Source organism: Stenotrophomonas sp. KH_036_B (genome assembly GCF_057839485.1).
In genome coordinates this window covers 1,054,178-1,066,690 of the sequence record NZ_CM174491.1, presented here as the reverse complement: position 1 = coordinate 1,066,690, position 12,513 = coordinate 1,054,178, and the positions used below count along the sequence as shown (strand labels likewise).

The 12,513-nt window shown below is 61.0% G+C and carries 14 protein-coding genes and 1 tRNA gene; 2 read left to right on the top strand and 13 right to left on the bottom strand.

Going from position 1 to position 12,513, the window contains the following annotated elements; translation table 11 throughout:
- The first annotated feature begins 4 nt into the window (after positions 1–4).
- Together AC3ITN_RS04875 and AC3ITN_RS04870 are read left to right on the top strand one after the other, a co-directional pair.
- The gene (locus tag AC3ITN_RS04875; RefSeq protein ID WP_489392211.1) at positions 5–409 is read left to right on the top strand and encodes a hypothetical protein; all 405 of its coding nucleotides are present in this window, start codon (positions 5–7) and stop codon (positions 407–409) included.
- A gap of 111 nt (positions 410–520) precedes the next feature.
- Entirely contained in the window at positions 521–3,949 is a 3,429-nt protein-coding gene (locus AC3ITN_RS04870; protein WP_489392210.1) for a response regulator, read from the top strand.
- On the opposite strand, the gene AC3ITN_RS04865 is transcribed toward AC3ITN_RS04870, so the two are convergent.
- The 13 genes from AC3ITN_RS04865 to AC3ITN_RS04805 all read right to left on the bottom strand — a co-directional run bounded on the left by AC3ITN_RS04865 (position 3,950) and on the right by AC3ITN_RS04805 (position 12,493).
- Positions 3,950–5,491, bottom strand: coding sequence for an arylsulfatase (locus AC3ITN_RS04865; RefSeq protein WP_489392209.1), 1,542 nt, complete (start codon positions 5,489–5,491; stop codon positions 3,950–3,952). It lies immediately after the preceding gene.
- Between the two features lie 182 nt (positions 5,492–5,673).
- Positions 5,674–5,985: a hypothetical protein gene (locus tag AC3ITN_RS04860; protein WP_489392208.1), complete on the bottom strand. Its 312-nt coding sequence runs from the start codon at positions 5,983–5,985 to the stop codon at positions 5,674–5,676.
- Positions 5,982–6,299, bottom strand: coding sequence for a SymE family type I addiction module toxin (locus AC3ITN_RS04855; protein WP_313346542.1), 318 nt, complete (start codon positions 6,297–6,299; stop codon positions 5,982–5,984). Before AC3ITN_RS04855 ends, AC3ITN_RS04860 begins: the two co-directional genes overlap by 4 nt.
- Positions 6,300–6,598: 299 nt before the next feature.
- Positions 6,599–6,841 carry a cyclase gene (locus AC3ITN_RS04850; protein ID WP_489392207.1) on the bottom strand — a complete coding sequence of 81 codons (243 nt, stop codon included), beginning with the start codon at positions 6,839–6,841 and terminating at the stop codon, positions 6,599–6,601.
- Positions 6,842–6,961: 120 nt separating this feature from the next.
- Entirely contained in the window at positions 6,962–7,342 is a 381-nt protein-coding gene (locus tag AC3ITN_RS04845; protein ID WP_489392206.1) for a hypothetical protein, read from the bottom strand.
- Between the two features lie 17 nt (positions 7,343–7,359).
- Positions 7,360–7,725: a hypothetical protein gene (locus AC3ITN_RS04840; RefSeq protein WP_489392205.1), complete on the bottom strand. Its 366-nt coding sequence runs from the start codon at positions 7,723–7,725 to the stop codon at positions 7,360–7,362.
- Between the two features lie 69 nt (positions 7,726–7,794).
- On the bottom strand, positions 7,795–8,079 hold the full coding sequence (locus AC3ITN_RS04835) for a HigA family addiction module antitoxin (protein ID WP_489392204.1): 285 nt from the start codon (positions 8,077–8,079) through the stop codon (positions 7,795–7,797).
- A gap of 92 nt (positions 8,080–8,171) precedes the next feature.
- Entirely contained in the window at positions 8,172–8,411 is a 240-nt protein-coding gene (locus AC3ITN_RS04830) for a hypothetical protein (protein ID WP_313348598.1), read from the bottom strand.
- A 274-nt stretch (positions 8,412–8,685) separates the two neighbouring features.
- Positions 8,686–10,620 carry a hypothetical protein gene (locus AC3ITN_RS04825; RefSeq protein WP_489392203.1) on the bottom strand — a complete coding sequence of 645 codons (1,935 nt, stop codon included), beginning with the start codon at positions 10,618–10,620 and terminating at the stop codon, positions 8,686–8,688.
- A gap of 195 nt (positions 10,621–10,815) precedes the next feature.
- Entirely contained in the window at positions 10,816–11,133 is a 318-nt protein-coding gene (locus AC3ITN_RS04820; RefSeq protein ID WP_489392202.1) for a HigA family addiction module antitoxin, read from the bottom strand.
- Positions 11,134–11,257: 124 nt separating this feature from the next.
- Entirely contained in the window at positions 11,258–11,539 is a 282-nt protein-coding gene (locus AC3ITN_RS04815; protein ID WP_489392871.1) for a type II toxin-antitoxin system RelE/ParE family toxin, read from the bottom strand.
- An 89-nt stretch (positions 11,540–11,628) separates the two neighbouring features.
- Positions 11,629–12,249, bottom strand: coding sequence for a hypothetical protein (locus tag AC3ITN_RS04810; protein WP_489392201.1), 621 nt, complete (start codon positions 12,247–12,249; stop codon positions 11,629–11,631).
- 169 nt (positions 12,250–12,418) lie between these two features.
- A tRNA-Val gene (locus tag AC3ITN_RS04805) sits at positions 12,419–12,493 on the bottom strand.
- Positions 12,494–12,513: the final 20 nt, after the last annotated feature.

Here is a 12,513-nt window from a genome sequence, read left to right as displayed (position 1 = left end):
GGCCATGAAGAACCCAACAACGCCCGCCACCCCGCAAGGGAGCGCGATACAGGCAAACCCGCCGAAACTGTTCGCCGCATTGCGCGACCTGCTGCTGGCCCATAAGACCCGGCTTCTGGTCGTGCACGATGATGCCGACCACGTCTACGCCAACTGCAGCAACCTCGACGCCAAGGGCAAGCCGCAGTTCTTCGGGGCGGTGAAGGTTTCGGGTCGGAAGCATTCGTTCCACTTCATGCCCGTCTACGACTTCCCGGAGCTGCTCGCCGGGATCAGCCCCGCGCTGAAGAAGCGCATGCAGGGAAAGTCGTGCTTCAACTTCGACGTCCTGGATCAGACGCTGCTGCATGAGCTCCAGCTGCTGGTCGAACAGGGTGTGGCGCGGTACACGGCTGCCGGCAGGCTCTAAGGCAGACGGTCTACCAGCCGATGCGCAAGCAGGGTCCGGCCACCCGGTCATCCGTTGCGTCAGCCGCCAGCGTGATACGCTGAACGGTTGCCTCCACCCTCCTGCCAGACCATGACCTCCACGCCCAAACCCCGCTCTTCCAGCCAGGCCGGGACCGCCTTCCGCACGCTTTGGCCACTGCTGGCGGTCATGCTGTTCTTCCTCGGCAGCGGGTACCTGGCCGGCAAGAACATCCGCACCATCCGTGAGGGCAGCGCCCTGGTGATCCGCTCCCAAGAGACGATGACCGCCTTGGGCGATGTGCTCTCGGCGGTGCAGGATGCCGAGACCGGCCAGCGCGGCTACCTGCTCACCGGCGACGACAGCTATCTGGAGCCCTATCGCACGGCGCTGGGGGTTGCCAGCACGCGGCTGGAGGCCGTGGAAGACGCACTGGCCGATGACGCCGCGCAACGGGACAGGCTCAAACTGCTGGCACGCAGGGTCCAGGACAAGCTGGACGAGCTGCATGAAACGATCGAAGTACGCCGCACCCAAGGGCTCGAGCCCACCCTGGCCGTGGTCGGTTCCAACCGCGGCAAGGCAGCCATGGACGATATCCGGGCGCGCCTGGCCTCCATGGGCGCCATCGAACTGGACAAGCGCGCACGTCGCCTGGAGGAAATGGAATCGGCGTACAGCGCGGCCCTGAGCTCTGGCGCGGCCAGCGCCGTGCTGGGCGTCGTGCTGACGATCTTCATCGCCATCCTGCTCCGTCGCCATACCCGCGCACGCGAACGCGATGCCTGGCTGCAGCGCGGCCGGCTTGAGCTGGCCACCGCGACCGGCGGCGACCTGGACAGCGGCGCCCTGGCGCGCGCCAGCCTGGGCTTCCTCGCGCGCTTTACCGGCGCCGAGGCCGGCATGCTGTTCGAACCGGCGGCCACGGGTTACCGGCAGATCGGGGCGGTGGGCACCGCGTCCGCGCCCGACGGCACCGACCAGGTCCGCGACAGCGGCAGCCTGCTCGGCCGCGCCGTGGACGAGAAGCGCGTTCTGGTGGTGTCGGATGTGCCGCCGGGTTACTTCACGGTCGGCTCGGGACTGGGCCAGGCCCAGCCACGCCACCTGGTCATCGCCCCCAGCATCCACGAGGGCGAGGTGAGCGGGGTCATCGAACTCGGCTTCTTCGGTGCGGTGCCGGCCGAAGTGGTCGAACTGCTCGAGCTCGCCTCCGGCGACATGGCGGTGGCCCTGCAATCGGCGGCCTACCGGGCCAAGCTCTCCGAGCTGTTGATGCAGACGCAGCGGCAATCCGAATCGCTGCAGGTGCAGAGCGAGGAACTGCGCGTCTCCAACGAGGAACTGGAGGAACAGAGCCGGGCGCTGCGCGGCTCCCAGCACGAGCTGGAAGAACAGCAGGCCGAGCTGGAACAGACCAACAACCAGCTCTTCGACCAGTCGCAGCAGCTCGAGAGCGAACGCGACAAGCTCGCGCGCGCCAACGCCGCCATCCTGGCCGAATCGCACAAGGTGCAGCGCGCCAGCCAGTACAAGTCCGAGTTCCTGGCCAACATGTCGCACGAGCTGCGCACGCCGCTCAACTCCGCACTCATTCTTTCCAAGCTGCTGGGCGACAACCGCGACGGCAACCTCAGCGCGGAACAGGTGAAGTTCGCGCGGACCATCCATTCGTCCGGCACCGACCTGCTCAACCTCATCAACGAAATTCTCGATCTGTCCAAGATCGAGGCCGGTCACATCGAGGTACACGCCGAGCGCTTTGGCGTGGAGAAGCTGCTGGTGGATATTGCGGCGCTGCTCGGTCCGGTAGCCAGCGAGAAGGGCCTGACACTGGATGTCTCGATGATGGCCGACTGCCCCGCCGTGATCGAATCCGATCGCCAGCGCATCGAGCAGATCCTCAAGAACCTGCTGTCGAATGCATTGAAGTTCACCGAAGCAGGCGGCGTAACCGTATCGGCGTCGGCGACGCGCGACGGCAAGGTCGCGTTCTCGGTGACCGACAGCGGCATCGGCATCGCGCCTGAGCAGCAGGTGCGCATCTTCGAGGCGTTCCAGCAGGCCGACGGCTCCATCAGCCGGCGCTACGGCGGCACGGGCCTGGGCCTGTCCATTTCCCAGGAGCTTGCACGCCTGCTGGGGGGCGACATCACCGTGGAAAGCGAGCCGGGCAAGGGCAGCTGTTTCCGCCTGGTGGTTGCGGCAAGGCTGGCGACCGCCGAACGCACGGCCGCTCCGGTAGCGGTGCCGGCGGCTGCGCCTGCTCGCCCCGCGTACGCAAGCACCGCCCAGACCATGACGCAGGAAGCGCGCCCGGCGAGCAGTGCGAGCGGCCGGGCGACCAACAACGGCCGCGGCCTGATCCTGATCGTCGAGGACGACATCGCCTTCGGCCAGATCGTCAGCGACCTGGCGGCCGAAATGGGCTTCCGCGCGCAGGTAGCGCACACCGCGAGCGAGGCCCTGGCCGCCGCGCGCGCGGAGCTTCCGCACGCCATCGTGCTGGACGTCGGCCTGCCTGATCAGTCGGGGCTGTCGGTGCTGGACGTGCTCAAGCACGACATGCGCACCCGCCACATTCCCATCCATGTGGTGTCCGCAATGGATCATTCGCGCAAGGCACTGTCGCTCGGCGCGGTGGGGTACCTCGGCAAGCCGGCCACCCGCGATGAGCTGGCCAACGTACTCCTCTCGCTGGAGCGCCGCCTGTCGCTGCGCCCACGGCTGGTACTGGTGGTCGAGGATGACGCCGTCCAGCTGGATGCCGTGCGCGACCTGCTGGCCTTGGCCGACGTGGAAACGATCGGCGCGCGCTCCGCATCGGAGTGCCTCCAGGCGTTGGCCGAACATACGTTCGACTGCATGGTGCTGGACCTCACGCTCTCCGACGCCTCGGGGTTCGAGCTGCTGGAACTGCTCAGCGAGCAGAGCGCGCAAGCGCTGCCGCCGATCATCGTCTACACCGGCCGGGTGTTGTCGCCCGCCGAAGAGGTGCGACTGGGCCGCTACTCAAGTTCGATCATCATCAAGGGTGCGCGCTCACCCGAGCGCCTGCTCGATGAGGTCACGCTGTTCCTGCACCAGGTGGTCAGCGAACTGCCCGAATCCAAGCAGGGCATGATCCGCACGGCGCAACACCGGGATACGGCGTTGGAAGGACGCCGCGTGCTCGTCGTGGAGGACGATGTCCGTAACATCTACGCGCTGATGAACGTGCTTGAGCCGCACGGCTGCAAGGTGACCATCGCGCGCAACGGCCAGGAGGCCATCGACGCCCTGACCACCGCCGTCGGGGGACCGGAGGCCATTGAACTGGTGCTGATGGACATCATGATGCCGGTGAAGGATGGCCTCACCGCCACCCGCGAGATCCGGCAGGACGGCCGCTTCGGCAAGCTGCCGATCATCGCCCTCACCGCCAAGGCCATGCCCGACGACCAGCAGCAGTGCATCCAGGCCGGCGCGAACGACTACGTCGCCAAGCCGCTGGACGTGGACAAGCTGGTGTCGCTGATCCGGGTGTGGTTGATGGCCTGATCAGTTCTTTCTACCGCCTTCCTCCAGCGCCTGCAGCGCCTTGTCCACGCTGAGCGATCCGGACACCTGGCTGGGCGGGTAGTCCTTGAACGTCGCCAGGAACGCACCCACAACGCCGGTGGCGGGCATCATCACCCAGAGCTTCTCGCCCCACCACTGTCCGTACGACGTGGACTCGGTCTGGTACCGCTCCCACGGATCGACCCGCAGGTTGGTCACCAGTGGCACGTTGGTTGAATCCTCCTTGCCACTGAACAGATTGCCCACAATGGACTTGAAGGTAATCTTCCACTGGTTGTAGCGGACCGCCATCAGATCGGCGTTGTCGCTGAAATAGAAGAATTCACGGCGCGGACTGTCCGCCACCTCGCCTTCAAAGAACGGCTTGAAGTTGTAGCCGTCAAGATGGTTTCTGAAGTGCTTCGCGCCGGCCTGGTACCCGTCCAGCAGCTTTTCCTTCAGCGCCGGCTCACCGGCAGCGGCAACCAGCGTCGGCATCCAGTCCTCGGCCGACATGATCTCGTTGATGATGACCCCGGGGCGGATCACGCCAGGCCAGCGCGCCAGCATCGGCACGCGGAAGCCGCCCTCGTACACAGTGCCCTTCTCGCCCCGGAACGGATGGTTGCCTCCGTCGGGCCAGCTGAATATCTCGGCGCCGTTGTCGCTGGTGAACAGCACCACCGTGTTGTCGGCAACGCCCAGCGCATCCAGCTTGGCCAGCAGCTCCCCTACGATCCAGTCCAGTTCGGCCATGGCATCGGCAAAGAGCCCAAATCCGGTCTTGCCGTCCCACGCTTTGGACAAATGCGTCCAGGAATGGCAGCGCGTGGAGTTATGCCACAGGAAGAACGGCTGGCCCGCGCCGACCGATCGCTCGATGAATGCGCAGGAGCGCTTCACCAGGTCAGCGTCGATATCCTCCATGCTCACTGTGGCCGCCTCATCCATGCCCGGATGTGGCGGCAACGGTCCGGCGTCGGTGATCTCCTGCCTGCCCACCCGCCCCCAACGCGCATCCTCGGAGGCATCATCCTCGTCGGTAGCCACACTGTGGATGATGTTGCGCGGCCCGAACTTCTCACGGAAGCTCGTCTCCCTCGGATACTCCGGGTCGTAGGGCTCTTCCATCGCATTGAGGTGATAGAGGATCCCGTGGAACTCGTCGAAACCGTGCACCGTGGGCAGATACTCGTTGCGATCACCCAGATGGTTCTTGCCGATCTGCGCGGTCGCGTACCCCAGCGGCTTGAGGATCTCGGCAATGGTTGGATCGGATGCCTGCAGGCCCTGTTTTGCCGCAGGCAGGCCCACTTTCAGCAGTCCGGTACGGAACGGCGTCTGCCCGGTGATGAACGCCGCGCGGCCCGCCGTACAGGACTGTTGCCCGTAGTAGTCGGTGAACAGCGCCCCCTCCGCGGCCAATCTGTCGATGTTGGGTGTGCTGCCGCCCATCATCCCGCGATGGTACGCACTGATGTTCCAGATGCCGACGTCGTCGGCCATGATCATGACGATGTTCGGCTTGCCGGCGGCGCTCATCAGGAGATTCCTTGAATGCCCGTAGTGGCCAGGATCGTGCTGACAGTAGAGCTCACCCGCGCCCCGTAACCACCCGAACTTTTACCAGTCGGCGGTCAGTAGTTCTACTCGGCCGGACACGATCCTGCGGACAGGGGCACCTGTAGGACCAGAGTGCCCACTGCCCACATCGGCGCCCTGATTCACCCTGCTCCGAATGGGGTGTTGCGCCAGCCGCATTGCCGCCGTGCAACCTCCTCCAGGTCGCGGTCGTCGCCGTCAGTGAGCGGCGCAGGCGGCGGCGCCAGGCTGACTACCGCTCCCGCCGCACGACGCACCGCCGTGCTGCGCCTCCGTCCGTCATTCGCGTCGGGCTCGGACTGCACCGCCACGTACGCCTCCATCAACTGCCGCAACACCTGCGCGGCAGGACGGCATTCGCGCGCCGCCGCTGCCTGGAAGCTGGCCCGCAGCTGATCTTCCATCTTGGCCTGCATCAGAACGTTCCTGCTCATGACTGCCTCCCGCGGGCCATTTCCCGCTGTAATTTCCTGGGGATCTTTGGAACTACCGGTGCCGGCCGCTCGATCACCGTGAGGGTGATGACGCCCTCCTTGGCCTCCACCGCCAGCTTGGCGCCAATGACGAAGCCGATGTCATGCAGCCAGCGACCGCGCAGCTGGAAACGAGGCAGGAGCTCACCGCGACGCATCGAGTCGGGATCCTCGTACCACTGCGCACAGACCTTGTAGGTGCGTGCAGGGCGGGAATAGCTTGCCCTGCGCTTGGGGAGTTCATCGAGAGGCGTGTCCGCCCACTGAGTAAGCATGTTGGACCTCCGGTGTGAAGCACCCTTGCCGGGATGGCAAGGGCGTCGGGAGGCTAGAAACCGTCAGTGAGACCCGGCATGGCGTATTTCCTCGGAGGTGTTGTATTAGCCACCCTCCCGACAAAGGAATATCCAACTCTCTCACGTTAGAGTTTCTAGGCTCTGGAGAACACCATGCGGGATGATGCGGACGATGGGAAATCGCTTGTTTCTGTTGGTCGTCTGAGTTTGATGGGCTAGACCTACACTGTGACGCGAGTAGCCAAATCGAAGGGCTCAGGGTCCTTCAATGGAAGCTGTCATTGATCGCTGGCGGTCCCGGACCCTGCTTCCAATGGCCGCTTGTGCGGCTCTTCGATGATCCGCTTGTTGAGGATGCGCACAGCACCCACCATCAGCAGCCGCATATCGCGGACGATGTACTCCGCTAGCGCGTCGCCATCGATGTCATCGCCTTCGATATCAAGACGAAAACCTTGGCCCTGGATTCCGCCGCCGTTGCTGAACTCGATTTCAAAATCGAAGCAGACACGCTTTTCCATTGAAGTCATCCGGTCCGTGCGGCCATGATCTGCGGATTCTCACACGCAACCAGTGCCAGCGGATGCCCCGGCTGGAAAGCCACGCCTTCTCTACATTCCCGCTGGATCCAGCACCATCGGTCACGCCTTGCGGGCGAACATCCACATGACAAGAAACACCGGTAGCGGCGACAGCATCATGATGATGCCCAGGCCGATGTTGGCGCCGCCGCCGGTGTTCATCAGGCCGTCGGCGTAGTACCAGCCCCACAGGGCGAGCGAGGCCAGCAGCCCCGCGATGTAACCCCTTCGCACGCGCGGTGACCGCCGGATGGCGACCCATAGCGAAAACAGGGCAAATGGCGCCAGGGCAAGTGCGGTACGCACCCAGCGCGGATGCACTTCGGGACCCATGCCAAAGGTGCGCGACCTCAGATGATCGAGCAACCACTCAACGCCCCATACGATGGAGATCGCGTACACGATGGAGAGAAGCATCAACTTCGCGGCAGCGGTACGCATGGGAGTCTCCGATCCTGCTATGGATTGTTGGAGCTGAACAGCTCAGCGCTGAACCGACGCACTACCGACCTGCAAGCTGGAACCGCCATGGGCATCGCCCATGCAACGGCCGCCTTCAGCTCCGGTTCGAGGCGCTCGAGCGCTTCCGCCGACCAGTATCTGCGAACCTCACCGATGGGCAGATTGTCGATTTCACTGGATATCGCAACGAACACGATGAAGTCGGCGTCACTAGCATCAACGCCCACTTCCCATCGCAATGACGCGAGTAGATGGAAGCCCTCAAGAACATCAACATTCCCTTCCAGAATGCCTGAGCAGATCCTGCTTGCCTCATGTCGTGCCTGAAGCACGTGTTCTTCGTGATTCATCTGGTCAGCCATCGGTCCCCTTCCCACAGTATGCGCCGATGGGGCGTAGAAGCGAGGTGGGCATCGAATGGGTGCGGTGAACTAGGCCAGGTCGCAGCTGGCGATCTCCAGATCGTAGTTCATCTGGAGATTCATCCAAACCTGAGCCGTTGTACCGAAGTAGCGCGCAAAGCGCAGGGCGGTGTCGACGGTGATGGCACGGCTACCGGCAATGATGTGCGAGACGCTGACGGGTGACATTTGAATTGCTTTCGCCAACGCCTTGGCGGACATGCCAAGCGGGGCCAGAAATTCTTCAGCCAGCACTTCGCCTGGATGGACCGGTGGGTGCATGGTGGCGACGTTGTTCGCGTTGGCGCGCCTCATCTTCTCCTCCGCTCCAGCTTTCAGGAATTACTCACCCCGTCGAAGCGGGCTCGCTCAGCGCCAACAAAGCACTGCTGCAGCGGGCTGGCGACTCACCGCTTCGTGAACTGTTCCAAGGTCAATCCTGCAGCCACCATGGCCGCCTTGCTTCTCGAAGGGTCCCTGAGAATTTGATATGCGGCCTTCTTGGCCGGTGAAAAACTGCTCAAGACTGTGTAGTGCTGTGACGCATACAAGCGGGCGGCCGTCTTCTCCCGCTTGCTGTTCGCCTTGTCGTGGAGCACCTTGTAGGCGGCCGCCGCCACATCCTCGGAAATCGGTTCATTTGACACGTTGAGCCTCCTGAACTTGCTTGATGATTGCAACAGGGGAAGGATCGCGTGAGGCGCCGGGGACATCAATGCAAGAAGAACTAAAAGCATTTACACACCGAAGACGCTTCGTTCACTAAGGACATCGCTCATATAGACAGCCGTCGTCATTCTATTGAGCGCCCTTACCATTTGCACTGCGTACTGGACCGGTGCCAGACCACCCATGACTTTCACCTCTTCGCGTACGATTCCGTGATTGAGGATTGAACTCCAACCTCCATCTCCATTCAATCTAGGCGTGTCGTCGCTGCTTAATGACTCTGATCGTGTGCCTCAGTGATGCCCTAATTCTTTGTGCAGCGTCAACAATTGCTTCGGAGGAGATCGACCTAAATGGTGCATCCAGCTTTGAAGAACTCCTAAGCAACTCGTCACGCAAGAGACGCAGCCACCGCCATTCGACTCGAAGCCTCCCAATCCCATCCTCCGAATATCGCCTGATGAGAAGGTTCGTCAACAAAGGCCGGAGTGCACCGTCTGACAGCATAATCCGTACCATCTCCTCCACCTCAACCATATGCAGCCATGCCCGCCCACCCACACTTCCGCGCCCATCGAACGCGTAGATATTTTCGTAGTGAAGTTCAGAAATCTCGCTAAGTAGCTTGGGAACGTCACCCCTCAGACGTTTCTCCTCAGCCGCCGCAACAGAAAATTCTATGATCTTTGAAGCTTCAACAAAGATGGGATCGTCTCTCTTGTGGTATCCCAAGCCTGCGAAGGACTCGCGACCGTCTTCGCCATGCAAACTTCGCTCCAGTCGGTCCGACACCTCCGGCCGTCTTACATATTCGGCAATCCAGGACTTTACGTCCAAATAACCAGGGAACAGCCGTGCACCGTGATCGTTGAGAGCGAGTGCGACACCAACGAGATGAAGCAACTCTCCCTGGACTATGACTTGATTACTATCAAGTAGCTCACTGAGTTCTGATCGCGCGCTTTTGAACCCCGCCTCCTTCAGCTTCCGCAACTCCCAGAGTCTCTGCCAAACAGGTTGGTATGCCTCACCAACTACCGCGGGGTGCTTCAGAATGGATGCATTTGACGCTTCAGCGTTCAGCGCACCGATCTGCCAGTATCTGATCAAGTCTTCACCTGGGACAACTGAATCTAGTGCGCCTACTAACGAAAAGCGTTCCTCCAGTTCGAGAAGATACTTGTCACGCTCGGTCCTCTTCTCCTTGTCCTTCGCCCTTATGATGAGCGCCTGCTGCAGCGCCCTGACGTCGCCTCCGGCTATTCTCCCGGATCTGAATTCACTACCCACAGCAATCGAAAATTTCAACAACTGCAGAACCGCCAAATGCGAATCACCCAGTCTCTCGTCTACGATGGAGACAATTCTCTGCGCGTCGAAAACCAAGCTACGTATGCTTCGGTAGTTGACAGACGGAGATGCAGCCATCACATCCAAGATGTCGTCACTATTTATTTCAATGACTGTTCTCACGGGACCAGCATCGAGTTCCTGGACCAACGCCTCCAACACTTCAAGTGGATTAGAAAGCACTTGAATTGTCTTCCCAACAACTTTCTCTTTCCAGCGCCGATAGAGAAGGTCTCCCATCAGCTCCTGCTCATTGGCCAGTACAACTACCCGCAAATTATCTCGCTCAACGTAACTATTTATTATGGATAAGCACTGATCAATGGGCATGCTAGATCTTTCCAGATCGTCAAACACTAGAACACGGCCCGCCGGGTTGCTCAGCCAGCTCCTTATGGCTTGACCGTCCTCCTCTCGTGCAACCTCACCGAGTACACCAGCTCCTGCGATCTGAACTCCGAGTCCAGCCAAACGGATCGCGGCAGCTCCCAGCACCTTTCCCAGTTTCGAGTTCAACCTCGGGTACAGCTGGGAAAGGAACTGATCCGAGATTCCGGCCGAGTTCTCTGCGCCAAAGAAGCTCGCGTACAGATGCTCTACTGGTCGACCTAGATCGCCGACGTCGGAAGCCTCTTTTGGGTCGGCCTTAGTTTTCCACCAAGGCATACGAGGCTTCGCGACGAGCTCAGTCGTCACTTGAGTACTGGCTACCCTATCGAAGTAGCTCCGAATATAGTGAGTCTTCCCTGACCCCCAATGTCCAACAAGCATGACTGCAGTACCTGGGTCCGAGCGGCCATCCAGGTACGAGTCCAGGTAGTCATCGACTTCCTTCATGGCGCCCCCTTAAACAATTATCCTGCGTTAGTTGGCGTCGCGTCCTTGCGGAGTAGGACCAATTTGTCCATCCCAGATGCCCGCGCCAGCATTCTATTGTCGCAACAGCGGCAAGATGAGAAACCGGCACCGAGCGGCAGGACGCTCGTAGCTTCCTTCGAGGAAAGCACCGAGGGCAGCAGCTGATTCATCCTGTCATGCTGCGCGGGGACGGATGTGTGCAATCGATTCGGCGAGCTCGCGACTGGCAACTTCCAAGTCATAGTTCGTCTGCAGGTTCAGCCAAACCTGAGCCGTGGTGCCGAAGTAGCGCCCAAGGCGCAGGGCGGTATCGGCGGAGATGCCACGGCGGCCCGCAATGATGTCCGAGATACGTGCGGGTGTCACATCAATTGCTGCAGCCAAGGCACGAGCAGACATGCCTAGCGGGGAAAGGAACTCCTCCGCCAATATTTCACCGGGGTGAATCGGAGGGAGCGCATTGGCGATATTTTTTGCGTGGGGATTTCTCATTTCTTCTCAATCGCTGCAAGTCTTTGCATGCAGCGCCTCCTTTCAGTGGCCGGAGTGACCGGCCGGGGTGGTCTGGGGAGCTAAGGCCCCTTGGGGCTCCGAGGTGTCCCGCCGCTGCCGCGATCTATCGGTGGTAATCAACGACCTCCACATCGTAGGCGTCACCGCCCTCCCACCTAAAGCAGATGCGGTACTGATCGTTCACCCTGATGCTGTACTGACCCTGCCGATTGCCCTGCAGCAATTCCAACATATTTCCAGGCGGCGACCTCAAGTCCCGCAGTTCAACAGCCGCTCTTAGATATTGAAGCTTCCGCTGAATCTGCCTTTCAATGTTCACCCAAGCTCTTACTCGTTTGCCGTGCGCGAGCTTTTCCGTGTTCTTGTCAGCAAATGTCTTGATCATCAGCATATCCTTCGCCAGCGCATTTGCATCGTATACCGATACACGATACATTTCAACGTCGGGAATTTCCTGCTGAATCATGAAGTTATCTAAGCAACCGCTTCCGCGCGGACTACAAGGGAAGGTTCGTGCAGGAGCTGGACGTCATCCGACCAGCCTGTACGAAGAAGCGCTGCGCCGACCAGAGAGTAGACCTCCCTATCACAGGTGACTGCATTGAGTATCGTCGGATGAGGCATCCCATTGAGGAAGGCAGCAACACCAGCCATTGCATCAGCCGTATGAGTGTCGCCCTTCGCCTTTCCGGTGACAAAGGCCTCCCAGAGGAACAGGCCTGCATTTGCCTCGACGAAGTCCGTCCAGGAAAGAAAGCTTTCGGCAGGTTTGACGAGCTGCCGTCTGATTTCCCGAAGCAGCCAGGTGGTCTGAACCAGGCCGGTAGCGAGTGCACCACAGCCTGCGCCAGCACTCCAAGCACGCGCCCCCTCTCCAAGCCGCGCGCTTGTAAGTTGAAGTTCGTCGTCGGCCAGAGGTACGAATAGAGGGCACTCGAATCCCAGGGCCACTGACCTCCCCGCGTTCAAGGTGCCACTGACGTGGCTCGCAAGTGTCGATGCCCTTGTCCCGCCCTCGCCAACGGACGACCACCACCCAAAGTTTCCCTTGGCTGCGGACCCGATGTCCGCACATACGATGACGATGTCTTCCATGAGTCCCTTTCTTGCGTCCATAACCACCGCGCGTGGAATCTCTATTGCCGGATAGTACCCCTCCATCTTGGTTCAGGTCGACGCAAATGCTTCGTCCGGGACAAGCGCTCCCCAGCAAACGCAACACGCAAAAAAGCCCCCGTTTCCGGAGGCTTTTTCGACTGAATCATGGTGGGCGGTACAAGGTTCGAACTTGTGACCCTTGCCGTGTGAAGGCAATGCTCTACCGCTGAGCTAACCGCCCGATGCTGCTGAGCCGCTCAT